The following is a 17,293-nucleotide window of genomic DNA, read 5'->3' on the forward strand; positions in this document are numbered from 1 at the left end:
ATTTGTGTAAAAATCAACCCTTACCGGGCGACACATTAATTGAGTGTACACATACTGAAAAATAAAGGTCAACATTTTGTGATTCTGGTATTGCACTACGACAAATATTTGGTACTATGGAGTCATACCGATCAGGAAGGAAACATTCCAGAATCGGTACACCACACATCCACCACTGCTCAGAAAGGAAAAGGAAAATGAGCAACACCACCTACTACGGATCTCTTGAAGAAATCGCAGGGTCCACCCGCGAGGGCCTCGGAGAATGGGCAGACGAATACGACGTGGACGCAATCGTCGCAGAGGCCTACGAATGGGAGTGCGTCACAGACGACCGCGACGGAGATCGCTGGATTGTGAAAGAGGGCTTCCGCATGAAAGACAAGTACGCCGACGAGGACACCGGCTTCGACGCTTACTGGGCCATGGTCGAGGAGCACCACATCGACACCCAGGACGAGGACGAAGAAGACTCCGACCCGCAGGACGATCCCGCCCCGCAGCTCCAGAACCCGTTCCTGGATATGCTCCAAGCCGAGGTCCTGCCGGGACAAAAGTAAAGGAAAAACAATGGCAGTATCACAGCTAATGCAGCAAAAATACCCAGATTCAGTTTTGCTCACCACAGCCCAGATCTCCGCCGCCACCGGAATCTCCACCACCACCATCCGCCGCGCAGTACGAGAAGGAAAACTCCCGGCCTTCGAAGCTGGGAAAATCATCCTCGTAGAACCGCACGCAGTAGACGAGTGGATCACACCCTTGGGGGACGCAGCATGACGATCGAGTCAGACGCCAGGGCGTGGAGGGCCAGGGCCCAGAAAGTCGGCCTCCGCCCCGTGCAGCTCCACTATGACTACCACAACTGCATCACAGGCCTAACGCTAAATCCGGGCCTCGTCCTGCAGGTACACGTCAAAGTGTATCCGCGGATCAAAATGGGAAAACCCGGCTGGAAGAACCAGCTAGAGAAGGTTTTCAAGGAACAACTAGGTCTCAGGCCCATCAGCTGGCCGCAGTCTCCAAAATCAAAATTGGTCGGGGCCGTGCCTACCACCGTCAGCATGGTTGACGAGCTTGGAGAACTAGAGGCACGAGGCGACGCCGCCGCCTTCCAGCCCCTGGTCGATAGCTTCGGCACCCCCATCTTCTAAATCACACCACACCACATAGGAAGGATCATAATGTCTACACCTATAAAATTCACTCGGTTGAGTGATATTCCAGACCCGAACGCCACACCAATCCCACAATTCGACACAATTGACGACGTTTTCAAGGCCGTCACGCCGTTTATGCGCCACCAGATGCATGAGTGTCTGCAAGACGCACTGACTCACGCCCGCGAGTTTCGTCAAAAATCCGTCACCCAATCGAACACATTGACAAGAATGTTCGAACGTGAGGAGACCGCAATCAAGGCCCTGGGGCGAGCTCTGTACCCGTACGTGCAGGACGACGAAGACGCAGGCAGGCCTATGTACCCGATCGCTGAGTATCACGAAGCTCAGGCCAAGAAGGGCGGTGCCCACCGTGGCTAAGGTAATCGTAAAGGACGTTCCAGCAGGTAACTACGTAAAAATCCACAACTCTGTGGCCCAGGATGGATTCTTGACCCCCGGTGAAAAAGCAGTTTTCCTGTACTTAACCAGCCTCCCCTCTGGGGCTAGTGCTAGTCACGACGATATTGCTAATGCGCTGCAGGTCAGCCGCAATACTGTTCGCAGCTACGCTAATGCCATGAGAAAAAAGGGGGTCATTCGGTACGCGCATTCTGGTGGGAAATCCGGTCATGCGTACATCTCCGTATACACGGTGGAGGCTGATCCTGATAAGTGGATGCGTGCAGATTCTGAACGTGCAGATTTTGTACGCACAGATTCTGACCGTAACTACGATCAAAATTTGCACGCACCTACGGTCAAAAATTGCGCGCAAATGGGGTCAAATTCTGTGCATGTATATAAGGACTATAAGACTAAGTTAAAGACTAATAAAGACCAGTCTTCTTCTTCGTCTTCTGAAAATTCTGGAACTTCGGAATCCTCTCGACCTGACACCACCTCCGACGAGAATTTTCACACCGCATGGGACTCCCTATCGGATTATCCCCGCATTGGCAAGCTCTCTACCTGCAAAGAGATTTATTCTCAGCTGGTCAGCGAGGGTAACGACCCAGAGAAAATCGCGAAAGGCGTGGCTGCAGTGGCCGAGAACTTCGAGGGTGATGAGAAATTCCGGCCTGGCTTGGAACGTGTTTTGAAAACAGGTCAGTGGGAGAAAGAGCTGGTCAAGGCTAAGAAAAAGGAGGCTAAGGATCAGGAAATGGTTGATCTTATGGCCGGTATCGAGCGGGCGATTCGTCGTCAGGCAGGAAAGGAAGACTAATGTCGAAATTTAAGAAAAGCAAGGAAGAGTCTGAGCTGCTAGTGGCCCTTATTGCGCAGGTTATTGAGACCCAGTGGGGCAGGCAAATTCTTCCCGAGGGCGATGGTCCTGCGGAGAAGCTGCAGCGCGAGGCTTTGGTGGAGGCTGTGTGGCGTGATACGAACCCGGTGTGGGCATGGCAGGAGGCTTTGAAGGCCCTGGTGGTGGAGGGTACAGGTCACGGTAAGGCACCTCGTTTTGGTGACGTGCGGGAAAAGGTTTCGAGTTTTTTGAGGGACCCAAAGTATCCGCGGAGGCAGGAGTTACTCAAGTGGCATAAGGATCGTAAGTCCGAGCAACTCGGATATAGAGTCTAAAATCAACCCCCAGCGTCCCGCCTGACGGAGTTTCAGGACTCTTGTGGACATGGGTACCAGACAAGGGGGTCAAATCAATCAGAATGGAGAATAGACTATGCTAACAGCGTCTCAGCTGCGTATGGCACGCAAACACGTTGTCGAAGGCCAAGGTTTCTACGCCATGGCACTCAACGCCGGAAAATGCACCGCACCCTGGGATTTTGAACACACAGCCGGGGACAAGTACCGAACCGCGGAGTGGCATATCCGGCTGGATTCAGGCCAGTGGATGACCGGACTCCTGCTTTTCGAAAACGACGAGGACCTGCAGAAACGCCTCTGGATCATCCAGAAAAAATGCCTGCTACGCCCCGTGCGACTGTACCTCGACGATGTGTGGGAGGAAGACCTCATGCCGACAATCCCAGCGTTCCTGGGCTGCAATGCTACACGGGGTCTGATCAGCCCAAAGCGCGGTTTCTACGATCACCACTACCCGTGCGGAGAGGCCCCCACATGGCAGCAGATGGTGAGACCACTAAGCCTGGCGATCCCAGTCGATACCAATCGAACAGATTTTCCAATGCAGGCCTATCGACACCGAGCCACCATCACCGCCGTGGACGTTTGGGAGGACGGGGAATGGAAACCTGCCTGGTCCTCACTCCCCCACCGCGCCGGGCTCGACCTCGCACCACCGGATGCATATTATGCACAGGGGTATGCGGAGAAGAATGACGGGTTTTGGGTCGATCCACATGACCGAGACGACCGTGAGATGTTCGACCTGATTGGAGCTCAGATTTTGTCACAGTGACGCTATAATCACCACCAAGAACACCACATTTTTCACCACCACCATTTATTTGTGAGGAGAATTCACACCATGTCTAATCGTCAAGCAAGCTCGTTTACAGGATTCCTGATTAAAGATCCGGAGCTGATCACACCTAAAAAGGACGACGACCGCCCGCTCGCCAAAGTCACCTTTTTCTACACCGAAAACCGCCCAGTCAAGGACTCAGCCGGGGCTATCACGTCGTGGGAGGAGACGGCTAGTGTCGCAGTCACAGCTTTTGCTCGCGGAAACTGGGCACAAAACGTTGTGTCCGCACTGCGTAAAGGCGATCTTGTGACCGTGTCCGGTAGCTGGCATTTTGACCAATGGACGGACGAGAAAGTGCGTGATCAGTACCGCACACCACGCACTTCTATCACCGTAAATGCTGACGACATCAGCGTGAGCTTGAAAAACCCTGGGGTCAGTGTCGTGAATGCAGCCATGGTCAAGGCGTCCAAAGAGCAGGGGAAACCCCTGCCTGCAGTTGAGACTCGCCCTAAGTCTGAGGCCACCACAACCGCAACTTCGGAGTCTCTGTACACCACTACTGGCGACCCGAAGACCGCCACCAGCATTGATCCGTCCACACCACCGGAGAGATCTACACCACATGATAACGATCCGTGGGATCAGGCCCAGAAGGAGCAGGATCCTAGCGACAGGAAGGAAACATCAGAACCTGAGAAGAACCCCTGGGCTTAATTGAGTTTTGGAGTCGTAGCTAGTCACACCACACAACCTTGGCTACGGCTCCATCATATGACACCTGCATTAAAAATGCAACATTGAATTGGAGAATTAAAATGGAAGACTTCTACGACACATGGGACAACCCCACCCCAGACATTTTCGGCACCACCTCCGATTCCCTATACGCCACCACCGTCCTAAAAAAATCCGGCCCAGAAACCAGCAGCACCACCACCGCAGAAACGCGCCTACTCGGAGCCGCACTTACCACACCTGATGCACTCGACACCATCGTCGAAGAACTCGAACCGTGGATGCTCAGCCCCGGTTTGCACCGCCACATCTACACCGCCATACAAAAACTGCACACAGAAGGCGTAACTCCGAGCCCGGAAATCGTAGAAGACCAGGTTGTTCGTCTCTATGGTGACGTCCACCCGCACCTACCCGCCCACCTACGAGACTACGCCACACAAGCCGCGGGCCTCGGCACACTACAGACACTCTGCGACATCGTAGCCACCGAGGGCAAAAGACGGCGCTACGCAAAAACGATCGAACAGGCACGCGAGGATTTGCTAGACCCCACCAGAGAAGTCGATGACACCCTAGCCTCACTGCTATCCGACATTGAAGAAACAGAGGGCGACCAACAAAAATCCGGATACACCGCCTCGCAGGCCATGGACGCGTGGTCAGAGGCATACGAGGACGACACACCTGGACTTAAATTCCACATTCCCCCACTGGACGAGTTGTTTTTCGGTGGCCTACAGCCAGGGAATTTAGTCGTGATTGGTGCCGCGCCGGGTGCCGGTAAGACGACCCTTGCTCTGGACTTCCTTCGACGAAATGCTGCTCGTGACGTCCCCGGATGCTTCTTCTCGTATGAGATGGGAGTCACAGAGCTCACGGAAAAAATGATCTCCGCGACGGGCAATATTCCGTACTCCAAGCTCCGAAAAAAGCAGCTCAGCATGCAGGAACGCAAAGGCGCAAAGGCTGTCGCCGATAAACTGGGCCAGCAGCCGTTCTGGATTTTCGACGAAACGCTCACCTTGGAGCAGGTCATGGCTGTGAGCCGCATCTACCAGCGCAAAGAAGGCATAAAATACATCATTGTGGATTATGCCGGGTTGGTCCCAGTAGCCGGAGGGTCACGACTCACGGAGCTAGAGACTCTCAGCCGCGTGACGCGTGAGCTCAAAAAACTCGCCAGAAGCCTGGGCATTGTTGTGATTTTGCTCTCACAGATGAACCGAGACACCAACAAAGCCGGGACTCCCAGCATCTTCGGTTTCCGCGGCTCAGCATCCCTGGAGCAAGACGCCAACGTCGCCTTGCTGTGCTGGCGTTCACGAGACCCAGAAGACAGTGATTCGTCCCTCCACATCAAAGTGGGCAAAAACCGCGGCGGTGTGGAAGGCGAGGTCACGGTCGACGCACAGCTTGGGTACAGCCGTTTCGGTGTTGGCGGATTCCCCGGACAAAACATCGACGAAGACCTAGTCGACCAGTGGGCTGAGGGCCGGGAGTTGTGGCTCGGTGCTGCTGACGATGAGGCTAAAGAAGCAGCTCGACAGAAGATTCTCGACAAATTCGGACCGCAGCAGCTGCAGTGGCTAGAGGGCGGAGAGAAGCTGGAGGCTGTGGAGGCTGATCTTGATGAGCAGTAGCAACATCAGGCCTGGTAAGCCTTACATTTGCACCAGCCCCGTGCCCAGTATTCTCGCAGACCAGCACACCGGGTGGCTGTACCGCTACTACGACTCCGCGGGAGATTTACTGTACATAGGGGTCACGATACAGGGCGACGGAGGCCGCGATAGGTGGCACCATCACTGGGCGGCTCGAAAAACGCAGGAACCGTGGGCAGTGGATGTTACAACGGTCATGGTCGTCCCAACATTTCGGGAGAAGCCAGAGGTCTTTGAGAAGTCGGCTATTCTGGCGGAGAATCCTTTGTGCAATAAGAATCTTCCGGTGGAAGCCAGGTCGTACAGGTATGAGCACAGGGACCTCTACAAAAACTAGGGACTAAGGTCCTTCCTGAGCAGTGCATATGAGTACGGCCTCGACTGGATGCCGGGCTGGCTGGGGTCAGCTCCAGAGGCACATTATTATGACGATCCGTGGGTCACAGACCCGCATGCTGACCGGAGGAGAAACCCGTTTGCAGTGCGTGCGGGTGATCGTTTTGTGAGCGAGTTTAGTCGACAAATTTTTATGGCAGCAATCATGCAGCCCCGTGAAGAAGATGTGATTCAAGGAATTCGGGCCCTGGCAATGTAGACGCGGCAGATTCTAGTGGTCGTGGAAACACTTCCTATGTTTCGGTTGAGTTTATCAGTGCGGCCATTTTCTCGGCTGGTGTTTGAAAGCCCAGGGTTTTGCGGGGTCGGCGGTTGAGTTGCATGGCGACGAATTCTAGGTCCGCTGCACTATGGACGTTGAGGTCTGTCCCTTTAGGGAAGTACTGTCTTAGTAGTCCATTGGTGTTTTCATTGGTGCCTCGCTGCCACGGCGAACCAGGATCGCAGAAAAACACGGGACAGTTTGTAGCTACAGAAAAGGCCTTATGGCAGGCCATTTCACTTCCCTGATCCCAGGTAAGTGATCCTTTGAGATGATCTGGCAAGGTAGCAATCGCTTTTGTAAGTGCTTCATTTACTTCGGTAGCACTATGCCCATTCGGTAAATGCAGCAAGATGACATAGCGCGTGGTTCGCTCTACTAGCGTTCCAATTGCGGACTTATTACCCGCGCCTAGAATGAGGTCGCCTTCCCAATGACCTGGTACTGCCCGGTCGTCTACTTCTGCTGGGCGGTCGGAAATCATCACCATAGGGTCAACAAACCGCTTGCGGGCACTGCGCGTGCCACGAGGTCGACGTTGGGCGTGACCGCGACGCAGTGCAGCAGCGACTTCCTTTTTCAACTCGCCTTTAGCCTGGAAATACAAAGACTGATAAATCGTTTCAGGACACACGTACATAGTCTCATCACCGGGATAGCAGCTGCGCAACCTCCCAGAAATCTGCTCTGGCGAGTACCTATCTTTCACCATCGCCCAGACCACCGTGCGCAAACGTGGATTGGCATCAATCTTGCGCTTTTTCGGTCTAAACCTACGCAACACCGATTTACGGTGCGCATACGTGGGAAGATACACCCCAAATTCATCCCGGTTGCGTTTAAGCTCCTTGCTGATAGTGCCAGCAGAGCGGGCAAGACGCCGAGCTATCTCACGTACGCCTTTGCCTTGCCGGTCAAGATCAAAGATGAGCTCGCGCTCTTCTACCGACAAGTAGCGCGAAGAAATACGCCTATCGATACGCTGTTGCGGAATAACCTGGACTGGAACTGCTTGGCGACCATCAACGTACTCAATTACCTGCATAAGCCTGTTATACAGCGCCACATCCGGGCCAGCCGGGACAAAAGGCACACGCCCGGTAGAAAGCTTAATGACACCTTTGTCTATATCAGCAGCATTACGCGGATGAATGCCACAGGCTAAAGCTGCATCTTTGCGCCCTAAAGCATTCGCACGCAGTTGCAGATAGCTACATCGGCCAGTTGTTGCCGCAGCTTTGCGGCCATATGGATTGCGCTTCCACAAACCAAGCTCAATACCGATGCGGTACACCGGAGAAGAGCCTATAGAAAGCTGGCGCGCAATATCCATCGGTGCCACACCTTCCAGCCACAGGCGAGCTATTTCCTGACTGTCATCCGAGCTAGTAGTCCTGCGGCGCTTGCGCGGCAAGTCCAACTCACCAGCAAGCCGATACGCCACCGAACGCGCTAAACCAACCACCCCAGCAGCCGCCCGTATTGAACTACCAGCCCGAACCAACGACGCAAACCGCGCCACAACAACAGAATCCGGAACCCATTTCGACTCCACACAATCACCTAACCCATGTCAGGTGTTTCCACGACCACTAGAAATCAAGCGCGCTTGCACATAGAAGAAACCCCCTAGGTCACACCGGCCTAGGGGGTTAAACCAAATTGGAGAGTTATGCTGCAATGTCATCATTACTGCTACGAGACCCAGTATATCACACTGATAGACGGACACAATAAGAACTTTAGTTGTTTTCCGGATCAGGATGTGGGATCATAACATCCGACCCGCTCAACGACCAAAACTAGGAGCAAAATGTTTGACCTCTTCGCCAAAACCCGCACCGACGCCGCAGACGATTTGCTTACCGTGTCCAAGCGTTTCACAGAGGTGGCAGTGCGGTATATCCGTGATCTACTGGCACTAGAGGGCCATGACGTACCCGATTCTGTGCGCATATGGCAGTTGGAGATCATCATTGAGCAGGCTGTGCTCACCACCGGAAGGAACACTGATGGTCATAGCCAGGTTGTGTACCTCGCCATGGACGACGATGATGAGATCGGCTGCATGGTCAGCGTGGCGTCGGACGAGAAGTACGATAGCTATGGGCACCAAATCTACCTTGACGAAGACAAGATCCTGGCCCATATCAAATCCGGTGACCTCGCAGTCAGCGGTCTTAGCTTATTGCAGTGATATACTGCACCTATGAGTAATGAACGTGAAACCCAACTAAACCGGCATACCAAGACGCCAGCCCAGCTACGACACTCTCACTACTGGCGGCAAAAAGTCGCACGTGAGCGGCGCAGAATAACTTTAACTCCGAACTTGGTGGCATGGAGAACCACAGCCGAAGAACCTATTTTAATGTCACTTACTGGGATAATGCTAAGCCCGTTAGCTCTAGACCCGTAATTAGCATTCTATTTTCCCTATCACAGAACAATAACAAACGGATTTGCAGTGACACCTCAAGCGATTACCCGCAGATCAAACCGTTTTTACACGATTTTGGAGTGGGGTCTTCCTATATAGCTTGTCAACCTCGCGGGTGGATTAGCTGGGGTTTACCCTGTTGGCTGTTTCATTTTGGTGTTTAAACTGCTATGTTTTCCTACGGTAGGATGGGATTGAAGTGCCCCGAATTTTGTTCCTAGACATTTGCCTTAAAATCCATTATTCCCTGTAGCAGGTTCTGCTTCCACAATTCGGTTTCCATCTCGGCTGGGGTTCGCTATCCCAAGCCCTGACGGAGCCGAATCTCGTTCCACCAGAGAGCGTCTGATCGTTTGTGTACGGGTTCCTAACCGGCATGAGGAGATGGACCAGAATGACTACTGTGGCACGACGAGATCCGGCTGATAAGGCCAAGATTGATGCGATTGAAAAGAAGCTTCTTGCTAACCCTGACATCACGAAACTGATTGATGACCTAGGCACATCTACGACGGATGCCAACGACCTAGTTCGGGGCATGTTGCAAGCTTCGATTACCGGAGGCCTCAACGCTGAAATGGATGCCCACCCTGGCTACGAGTCTGGTGACAGGAGTGCTAAAGCTGCTACTGGAACAGACAATCACCATAACGGGTCGTATCCATAGACCGTGGATTTTAACTACGGGCCAATCACCGTCGATATCCCTAGAGATCGGTTCGGCACATTCTTGCCGCCCATGGTCCCTAAAGGCTTGAAGTGTTTGACTGACGTTGATGTAATGCTCGTCAGCTTGTATGCCGGTGGGATGACAATTAGGGATATCCAGCATCATATGGCAACTGCGATGCGGGGTGATATTTCCCATGAGACGATTTCCGCCGTCACCGATGCGGTCGTCGATGGTTGCCGGGTTGTCAACAAGTCTGCGTATATGGCTATTGGCGTGGACCTTGACGGAATTAAGCACATTTTGGGATTGTGGATTGCCAAAAGAAGAAGGCGCTTCATTTTGGGCGCAGGTGTGTTCTAATCTTTCTAACCGTGGGGTCAAAGACGTCTTTATCGTCTGCTGTGACGGGCTTAAAGGCCTGCCTGAAGCAGTCGAGGCAACCTGGCCGAACTCGATGGTGCAAACCTGTATCGTGCACCTGATTCGCGCAGCTAACCGATGGGCGTCTTATCAGAATCGCAAAACCGTCTCTCGCACGCTTCGCGATATCTACACCGCTGCAGATGAGTCCACAGCACGACTACTTTAGACGAATTTGAAGTCTCTGAACAAGCTCAAAAGTATCCACGCTCAGTCAAGGTCTGGCGAGATGCGTGGCAGCGTTTCGTACCGTTTCTGCAGTTCCCACCAGCAGAGCAGCCAGGAAGGTAATCTATACGACGAATTCGATTGAATCATTCAACAATGAACTGCGTAAAGCTACTCGCAATAGGGTGCAGTTCGCTAACGATGAATCAGCACTGAAGACGCTGTGGTTGATGATCTGCAACATCGAAGACAAACGAGCTGCAAAGAGAGCAAAGCAGGGCAAACGAGTCTCAGCGACAGCCGGCAGACTCAGGAAAGAGCCCGAGCTTCCGGCTGAAACAAGTCACTAACCAAATGGCTGTGGCCTACCCCGACCGCTTCGACAAATGTCTATAAACCTAACCTCACGCACAAACAGGTTGACAGTTAACTATACAACCAAAGGCGATGGTGAAATAGAAAAAGGCATGGTCCCCAATGACCTTGAGTTGTGAATTCGGCAACGCGGCCGATTACCTAATATCTTCTTTTGGCGACTTCACAAAATTACTACCCATAGCAGCCAAGCCGATAACCACTACCAAGAATAGGATTAGACCGAACGGAAGAGAGGGAAAATGCACCACCAATCTGTGCGCAATTAGAGAATCCATATACGTGCTTAGGAACCAAGCTGATCCCAGCGAAAGCAACACCGCGAAGGCCGAGGGTACACAATTAGCCAATTTTCTCATGCGATAGGCTTCAGTAGCTGGTACTCCCTGTTCCCAAATTGTTCGCGCATACCGAATGAGTCTCCCCTGCTGGGCTAACGCCAACCCGAAAATAAGGACCGCTACTCCAACAATTACATAAGTAAATAGCGGTATAAACTCGCTAGTACCCGTACCGTTTGGGCCATAAAGCAACTGCTCAGGAAGTTTTTCCGCCCACTGCTTGGCACTCACAACTGATACCCCCTCAGTAACTCCGATGTCGGGAGGGGTCGAAAATATTGCAACCGAATACGTACCCCCCTCATCGCTTTGCCAGGCAGGATTCGACTGAGAGTTGAAGGTTTGATCCCATGGCCGCATCCAAGTCTGATCAAAGGGAGATCGAGGCGCTTGACCGACTACGTCCTTGTTTTTTACCAAAGAATCGATAGCTCCATCTCGATCCTCCACTAGAGTGTAAACAGCCCCTTCTTCCAGACTGGAAGGCTTAAACTGTCCCGCATCTTCAATAGCAGGAACCCAATTTAAAACGCCCAAACAATCCTTCGAATGCTCTCGACAAGCCTTTCTTACCTCCGCAAGGCCATCTGTCCCCTCAGAGGCCGGAGCTGCCACAAATACATTGTCAACATTATCAGCCAATGCCTGTCGGGCGGAAAAAAGGGCCGAATCGTTCGTAATAAATAGAATTATTGGGAGCAAGACAAAAATGCAAGCCATCCGCAAAACCGTCGTAGGAATGAATGAACGCAAAAGTCGAATAGCCAACACGAATGGGGCCCAACCACGACGACGTAACGAAATACGCTCAATCGAGTAAAGAATTAGTGCATAAATAATTACCGAGGCAGCGCTAACCAGGAAAGGAATACCATAGATGAAGAGTAGAGGCCAGCGGCTATCTGGGGCAGCATGTGGTATAAGGAAAAAGATGGTGATCCCTATCACACAAGCAATAATCCCCAGCGGATAATGAAACAGCTCTGAAGCTTGTGGACGACTTGGGCCTGCGCTTCCATCGACACGCTTCTCCCTTAACTCAGCCAAAGAACCCGTTTCTTGCCATAGGGGAAAAATAGCCAGCATCGACGTAGCTAACCACGTAACGAAAGCCACGAAGAATGGCGAGGGGAAGCCAGAAGGTAAAGTAATACTAACCCCAGAATATATTAAAGAAAAGAGCGGCTGAATACCCATTGGCACAAGGAAAGCATTAACCAAGGAAAAGCATGCAATCACAACCACAGTTTCACGCACCAACGCATAGCGAATCTTCGACAAAGGAAATCCAAACAGCCGAAGGGCCCTATAGTGCGCTCTTCTCCCCATAATGACGTGCCTAATACAATACTTAAGCGCTAAACTGAATGGGACTAGAGAAACGACAGCCGAATACATCAGGCCCATCGATAACGACTCAGTAACTTCCTTCGCCCCTACAGTTGAGATCAATAAGGCGATAAAAAAAGTAAGAATGAAACAGGTTGAAAGAAATGGGACACTCTCTACAGTCGTGTCCTTTCGAATCTTCGATGCCAGCGAGCGATAATTCACAGAGAACCCCCAATTTCAAGACTGCAGTCAGCAAACTCAGCAACGCGTTCATCGTGGGAAACTATCAAAGCAATTGCTTGACCAGATCGAGTGTATTGCGCAAGGCGATTCAGGACATTATATGCGTTTTCCTCGTCGAGTGCGCTAGTCGGTTCGTCTGCAAGAATAAGTCGAGGTTGTTTAGATAGCGCTGCTGCAACGGCTGCACGCTGGCGCTGGCCCCCGGAGAGCTCGCTAGGTAAACAATCGGATACCTCAGCAATCCCGAAATTCGTAAGCAGAGAACTGTCGTCCTTCGAGATTGATGAAACACCAGAAAGACTCCGTGCAAAAGCTAGATTTTCTCCTACGGTTAGACAAGGAATCAAGCCCGCATCTTGGAACACCACGCCCATAGATTGGGCCCTGAGCACATCACGTTGTCGTCTCGAAATTGACCAAAGACTCTTTTCACAAAGCTTTACCTCCCCTGATAAAGGGGGTTGAAGCCCAGCGATTGTCTTGAGGAGAGTAGTTTTACCCGCCCCCGATTTGCCTCGAATCCAGTGGACACTTCCTTCCGAAAAGTGTCCGTCTATACAAGCAAGTGTCTTTCCTCGCTTCGACGATATTTCTAAGTTACAAAGCTCAAGCATTCCTTACTCCTAATTCAGGGAAAGGGATCCAATCCCCCGGTTGACAAGTTTCCTTGGTAAGTGCGTGTAGCACTCCAGCTGTTCCAAATGCAAAGTCAAGAGTGAACCTTTCATTGCGGTCTCCAAGGCAATAAACAGCTCCGTCCATCTCCATGCATTGTTTTTTCAAAAGTATTTCTTGATTTCGAAGTAATTGCCCTCCCACTTGAGAGCCGAAAACCTGATTAGCTCTCTTTAAGGACCAATAGCAGCCTGCACGACCGTAGAATAAACCCGCTGTGGCGAAGTACTTTGAGGAACAGGCTTCTATTAAGCCCGAAAGTTGCTCATTGGTGGCAACCATTCTGCGTTTCTTTGCGAGCTCGGTTAATGCCCACAAAACACCAGCGCTTCCTTCTGCCAGATACGGGAGTAGTCTGTCCCCATCATCGACCATCAGACTTCCATTTTTTGATTTCTTACAGTTAAGCAAGTCTTCAGCACACATGGTTTCAGCTAGGTCCAAAAAACTTTCAGCTCTCGAGCTTTTCTCACTTTCCCACCATTGGAGGAGCGCCATAGCCGCTCCACTCCAACCGCTTAAAAGCCCACCGGAGGCTTCAGTCCTTCCATCTTCGAAAGAGCTAAGAAGCAGCTCAGATACATTCAAACCAAGCTCTTCGAGCAAAGATTTTGTCGCACTTTGAAACAATGACCCTGAACCCTTAACACGGGAAAGTATAACGAGATCTCGAATCATTCTTTCAAGTGTGAATCCATTGTCAGGCTTCGGACGATACTCTCGCTCCAAATTTTTAGCATACTCATTTATCGAGTCGTGTGAGGGACTTAACGCCATACGAAGTTCACTCACATTTACAGCATTCCTGCTGTAAGGATCAGAATCTATTTGCGTTTTCCTCAACAATTCGCTCTTGAGCCTATAGTCTTCATACTGATGCTGAAGTTGCACGTACAGTAGATCCCGCAGCCCTTCGGGAGAAAATATCGTACCTTCGCCTAAGCTATCGGCTCCAACGGGCACAGTCTCGCTGACTTGTAAATGCCCTTCATACCTGTCCCACGACTCGACGATGCCACTTGCAAGGTCAAGCTCATTGACCGGGCCAAAGGCATACCGCGGTACGGGGAACTCGATAAAGTCCTCTAACCATTCACGAATCGTTTTGCCATAGAAATCTTGAATCTCATCTAGAATCACACCTCGCTCACCTAATGAGAAGTCCACTTGGGACGCAGACGGGTAAAACAGTGATAGCGCGATTTTTCCCAATCCGTAAAAGTCGTTCTCCTCGAGACAAAATCCCTTTTTTTGATCTGAACATCGCATCCTCGGATCCGCCATGGAGAACCCCGGAGTCCAGTATTTGGGTACCCCTGTTCCGGCAGGGGCCGCCGCCTCCCAATCTACAATCATGACCTCTCCGTCTGGAGAAACTAAAATGTTATCAGGTGATATGTCACCGTGACACCAACCATTACCATGCGCCCTAGTAAGTACCGCCCTTGCCTTTTCCATGCAAGATTTCGCCCAAAATACGTATGAACGCACTCCCTCCTCGGTTCCCAAGGCGAGTGGACATGTTTCCGTGACATACGCTCTAAGGGACTTTCCGTTGAAGTAGTCAGTAATCAAATAGCTAGAAGCCTCACTATTTATCAGTTCAACTTTATTTGGAATTCCGTTTACCCCTTGCAGCTCCTCCAGTACTTTACTTTCGTGCTTAAGGCTAGAGACTCCGTCCGAACTCCAATCAGTAAACCCCGAAAGCTTCCTAACTTCTTTTACAAAGACCTCACGGCCTTGATAACGAGCTTTCATCGACAAGCCCCTGCTACTGTAGCCAAGGACTTGGTCAACCTCGAAGGGGACTCTGAATGCGTTTCTATCACGTCTAGCTAGGACAGCATTGATGAATTCACTCCGAGGGGCCCATCGGGGAATTTCTAAACATCCAGATCGACTCGGCCAATAAACCTCTCCCGAAGAAGATTCAAGTGCTTCAAGCCAGCGTTGCTTTTCTTCGCACCACTTCTTCATGAGCAAGAATGATCCATACCTAAAATGTACGGGAGAATTTTCTATCTGGGCATCAGATAATATTTCGGGTGCGCGGAACCCCTCGAGTGCACAATAAAGCTCAGAGACTACAGTATCAAACTTCTCTAGCGTCACCGGATACGCCGTCAAAAGCTTGCCAAATTCATCCACCGATGCTGTTTTCAAGAGCTTTTTAAAATATGCTGATGGATCGGCTGCAACTTTGAAATAGACTCCTGAATCTATGAGGATCGGAATTGCTGCGCTTAAAACATCTTCAGCTTGTGTAGGAATCGCGCTAAGGTGGATTTTCCATCCACACTGAGGAAGGTTGTTCGGTTTGGAACCGAAGAAGCGCCATGGAGAAGCAATGTCACCACTTAAAAAGCTCCAGCGTTCGGAAATTTTCCATTCTTTACCCTCCCTCTTAGCCTCATCATTTACCAAAGGGTGTGAGCTCACACCAAATCCCTTGAGCTTCAATTTCTATCCTTCATCGCTATTATTTTGGTGTTTTGTATCTGCCGTGGAGTGTGGTGGCTAGCGTGCACTACAATCCTGGATCGTTGTGAATTTAATAGTTTTGCTAAACGCACACAGTTGTTTTCATCTAGCCCCGAGAATGGCTCATCCAAAAGCAGTATAGGTTTAGTGGATGCCAAAAGCCTTCCTAAAGCCAACCGGCGCTTTTGCCCTCCAGAGAGTTCCCCTACTGTAAGAGCAGTCGAACTTCCCGCCAAACTGTCCGATATGTCGGAAAGGAAGTCGTCTAAACCAGTATCTAGACCCAAGATCTCAGCTAATACTTCCGATACTTCTTCGGTTTCAAGCCCCGGTTCTTGAGGGCAATAGCCGATTAAATCTCGATACCTGTTGCTGGGTTCTTCAATCTGCTGCCCATTCCAAATTTCAACAGCCCCGCGTTCAGGGGTTTTTAAACCAGCTAGTACGCGTAAAAGTGTTGTCTTGCCGCAACCAGACGGTCCAGAAACCATTACCAGATCTGACCGTTGCAACCTATCTGAATAGCTTCGATCCACCTGAAATTCGTCGCACACAATTCCCGTAAAGTTCAAGCACAAAGGAACTTCGGGATTCGAGGAATTGGTAGTTTCATATTTAAAAGATATTTTTCCCTTCAAAGTTGGAATCCTTTTTTTCGCAGCCTCCGACTTTTTATAGCTTTCCAAGCTTTCAGTCACGACTTGCACTGGGGAAATGACCATTCCAGCAACTGTAAATACGGTAATCACTTCGCCGACTGACAAATTCCCTCTAGGAACGAGGAAGATCATTGCTATAGCGACACATACTGTAGGTATCAAAGCAAAAATGAGAGAGGGAACCGCTAAGTAAAGGAACTTGGTAAGCACCACTCCACGCAAAGCCGAAGTCGTTTTGCGCGCCGTTTCATCAATTTCGAGTTTTCTTCTACCAAAAGCATCCAAAACTCGAATCTCTTCATAACTCCTAACGAAGGAAGCCGTTTCATTTACAAGCTGAGCATTCAGTTCCAGCGCTTTTGCATTTGACCGCTCCAGTCTCCGCAAACCGCCCTTCGTTAGCAAAAGACCTACTACCAATGAAATCGCAATAAAGAACAGCAAAGCCTTATTTACCCGAAGAACTAAGACTACAGCTACGATTACACTGGTTAGCGAAGAAGAAATCGAGCAGACGATACTCACAACTCCGGATACATATTCTCTAGAATCCGTAAGAATATTTGAGGCCAGATTCTCGTTACAGGCTGGGATGCCCCTTTCCTGCACCTCAGTCCTTGACCGCTCTAACAGAGCGATTCTGACTGCTCCTATCCCGTTAACTTCAGCAATTCCTTTCAGAAACTCAGCACATTTGCTTACCAAAGCCCAAAGAATAGTTAAGCTTACTAGAACCACCCACGCTGGGAAGCTTAGGATAGTTTGACCATCAACTAACTGCCCAAGCAACCATGGTTGCATCATCCACAGCACAGAGGTGATAGCTGAAGCGATTGCAGCCACCAAAAGGGAACGCACTGGAAACATTCTC

The 17,293-nt window shown here is 50.8% G+C and carries 15 protein-coding genes and 1 pseudogene; 11 read left to right on the forward strand and 5 right to left on the reverse strand.

The features are described 5' to 3' along the window. The first annotated feature begins 197 nt into the window (after positions 1 to 197). From ACLI1L_RS07235 to ACLI1L_RS07275, 9 genes are all read left to right on the forward strand, one after another. Complete coding sequence (locus ACLI1L_RS07235; protein ID WP_239208572.1) at positions 198 to 560, forward strand: hypothetical protein; 363 nt, start codon at positions 198 to 200, stop codon at positions 558 to 560. A gap of 10 nt (positions 561 to 570) precedes the next feature. Beyond that, on the forward strand, positions 571 to 780 hold the full coding sequence (locus tag ACLI1L_RS07240) for a helix-turn-helix domain-containing protein (RefSeq protein ID WP_238801830.1): 210 nt from the start codon (positions 571 to 573) through the stop codon (positions 778 to 780). A 431-nt stretch (positions 781 to 1,211) separates the two neighbouring features. Next, entirely contained in the window at positions 1,212 to 1,541 is a 330-nt protein-coding gene (locus ACLI1L_RS07245; protein ID WP_411707236.1) for a hypothetical protein, read from the forward strand. Further along, positions 1,534 to 2,388, forward strand: coding sequence for a hypothetical protein (locus ACLI1L_RS07250; RefSeq protein ID WP_411707237.1), 855 nt, complete (start codon positions 1,534 to 1,536; stop codon positions 2,386 to 2,388). Before ACLI1L_RS07245 ends, ACLI1L_RS07250 begins: the two co-directional genes overlap by 8 nt. Further along, positions 2,388 to 2,744: a hypothetical protein gene (locus tag ACLI1L_RS07255; protein WP_238801827.1), complete on the forward strand. Its 357-nt coding sequence runs from the start codon at positions 2,388 to 2,390 to the stop codon at positions 2,742 to 2,744. The genes ACLI1L_RS07250 and ACLI1L_RS07255 overlap by 1 nt, the downstream gene beginning before the upstream one ends. 163 nt (positions 2,745 to 2,907) lie before the next feature. Next, positions 2,908 to 3,543 (forward strand): hypothetical protein, encoded by a 636-nt coding sequence (locus tag ACLI1L_RS07260; RefSeq protein ID WP_411707238.1) that lies wholly within the window; start codon positions 2,908 to 2,910, stop codon positions 3,541 to 3,543. A gap of 69 nt (positions 3,544 to 3,612) precedes the next feature. Next, positions 3,613 to 4,269, forward strand: a complete 657-nt coding sequence (locus ACLI1L_RS07265) for a single-stranded DNA-binding protein (RefSeq protein WP_238801825.1) — start codon at positions 3,613 to 3,615, stop codon at positions 4,267 to 4,269. Between the two features lie 101 nt (positions 4,270 to 4,370). Continuing rightward, positions 4,371 to 5,933: a replicative DNA helicase gene (locus ACLI1L_RS07270; RefSeq protein ID WP_238801824.1), complete on the forward strand. Its 1,563-nt coding sequence runs from the start codon at positions 4,371 to 4,373 to the stop codon at positions 5,931 to 5,933. Further along, positions 5,923 to 6,291, forward strand: coding sequence for a hypothetical protein (locus ACLI1L_RS07275; protein ID WP_238801823.1), 369 nt, complete (start codon positions 5,923 to 5,925; stop codon positions 6,289 to 6,291). Before ACLI1L_RS07270 ends, ACLI1L_RS07275 begins: the two co-directional genes overlap by 11 nt. Before the next feature lie 292 nt (positions 6,292 to 6,583). Here the strand turns inward: ACLI1L_RS07275 and ACLI1L_RS07280 are convergent, their stop codons facing one another. Further along, positions 6,584 to 7,657, reverse strand: a complete 1,074-nt coding sequence (locus ACLI1L_RS07280; RefSeq protein WP_239206889.1) for an IS30 family transposase — start codon at positions 7,655 to 7,657, stop codon at positions 6,584 to 6,586. Between the two features lie 768 nt (positions 7,658 to 8,425). On the opposite strand from ACLI1L_RS07280, the gene ACLI1L_RS07285 reads away from it, so the two are divergent. Next, positions 8,426 to 8,809 carry a hypothetical protein gene (locus ACLI1L_RS07285; protein ID WP_238801822.1) on the forward strand — a complete coding sequence of 128 codons (384 nt, stop codon included), beginning with the start codon at positions 8,426 to 8,428 and terminating at the stop codon, positions 8,807 to 8,809. A gap of 637 nt (positions 8,810 to 9,446) precedes the next feature. Next, positions 9,447 to 10,709, forward strand: a pseudogene (locus tag ACLI1L_RS07290) (IS256 family transposase). A 116-nt stretch (positions 10,710 to 10,825) separates the two neighbouring features. Here ACLI1L_RS07290 and ACLI1L_RS07295 read toward each other — a convergent pair. From ACLI1L_RS07295 to ACLI1L_RS07310, 4 genes are read right to left on the reverse strand one after another with little or no spacing between them, the layout of a single operon-like run. Beyond that, positions 10,826 to 12,583 carry an ABC transporter permease gene (locus ACLI1L_RS07295; protein ID WP_238802226.1) on the reverse strand — a complete coding sequence of 586 codons (1,758 nt, stop codon included), beginning with the start codon at positions 12,581 to 12,583 and terminating at the stop codon, positions 10,826 to 10,828. Beyond that, complete coding sequence (locus tag ACLI1L_RS07300) at positions 12,580 to 13,218, reverse strand: ABC transporter ATP-binding protein (protein ID WP_411707239.1); 639 nt, start codon at positions 13,216 to 13,218, stop codon at positions 12,580 to 12,582. The genes ACLI1L_RS07295 and ACLI1L_RS07300 overlap by 4 nt, the downstream gene beginning before the upstream one ends. Continuing rightward, entirely contained in the window at positions 13,211 to 15,742 is a 2,532-nt protein-coding gene (locus ACLI1L_RS07305) for a protein kinase domain-containing protein (RefSeq protein ID WP_238802225.1), read from the reverse strand. The genes ACLI1L_RS07300 and ACLI1L_RS07305 overlap by 8 nt, the downstream gene beginning before the upstream one ends. Beyond that, positions 15,739 to 17,280: an ATP-binding cassette domain-containing protein gene (locus ACLI1L_RS07310; RefSeq protein ID WP_238802224.1), complete on the reverse strand. Its 1,542-nt coding sequence runs from the start codon at positions 17,278 to 17,280 to the stop codon at positions 15,739 to 15,741. Before ACLI1L_RS07310 ends, ACLI1L_RS07305 begins: the two co-directional genes overlap by 4 nt. Positions 17,281 to 17,293 lie beyond the last annotated feature (13 nt).

Origin of the sequence: Corynebacterium sp. LaCa117 (assembly GCF_046717765.1) — a bacterium.
Classification (GTDB): Bacteria; Actinomycetota; Actinomycetes; order Mycobacteriales; family Mycobacteriaceae; genus Corynebacterium; species Corynebacterium kefirresidentii.